General features: G+C 67.7%; 1 protein-coding gene. It reads left to right on the top strand.

What is annotated here, in order from left to right:
• Positions 1-878: PAAR domain-containing protein (locus tag ACGF49_RS24610; RefSeq protein WP_387493334.1), on the top strand; the 878-nt coding region annotated here is incomplete at both ends.

Genomic DNA, 878 nt, shown 5'->3' with positions numbered 1-878 from the left:
CCATGGCGTGATGGGTTTTTTTGGCCAGAGTACCGTCGCCACCGAAGGCCAGGCCCCGGCCCGCCTGGGGGATGCGATTGCCCACCAGAATAAAAGCGCCGGATTATGGGGGGCGCTGGGCGGCGTGGTGCTCGGCGCGCTGGCGGCGGTGGCCGTCGGCGGGTTAATTGTGGCAACCGGCGGCCTGGCGATGGCCGTGGTGGCCGGGGCGGCGGCCGGGCTGGCAGGCGGTTTTGTCGGCGGACTGGTCTCGGCCGTGGGCGCGGCACTCGGGCAGTATGGGGCGAATAAGGGCCAGATTGTCGAAGGCTCGCCCAATGTCTTTTTTGAAGGTCAGCCGGTGGCCCGGCAAGGGGACAAAATTGCGTGCAGCGACCACCCCGGCCCGGTGGTGATTGCCGAAGGCGCCAAAACGGTGTTTGCCAACGGCAAGCCGATTGCCCGGCTGGGCCACCGCACCGCCTGCGACGCCAATATCAACAGCGCGGCGGCCTCAATTGCCATCACCCCGCAAACCGGTGAGGCCCTGACTATCCTGACCGCCAACAACAAAGACCTGCGCTGGCTGGTCGCCATTGCCGGCGTGCTCCCACTGCCGCTTGGCCGGAAAGGCAACGGCGGCAAAGCCAAATCCGGGGCGGAACCTGCCCCGTCGGTGAAAAAAACCGGCTGTGACCGTCAGCTTTGCAGCAAAGCCGGGGAGCCGGTAGACGTGGCGACCGGCGACTTCCTACAGGTCTGGCCGGTGCTGGCGTTGCCGGGGGTGCTGCCGCTGACCCTGAACCGGACTTACCGCTCCACCGCCGCCCTGGCCGGGCTGTTCGGCCCCAAATGGGCCGATGACTGGTCGCAGCACCTGCGCCGCGACGGCGAGGAGA

Origin of the sequence: Photorhabdus sp. RM96S, from assembly GCF_042879335.1 — a bacterium.
Lineage (GTDB): Bacteria > Pseudomonadota > Gammaproteobacteria > Enterobacterales > Enterobacteriaceae > Photorhabdus > Photorhabdus kayaii.
Note: the sequence above shows the minus strand (reverse complement) of the source record. Positions and strands in the feature narration are given on the sequence as shown.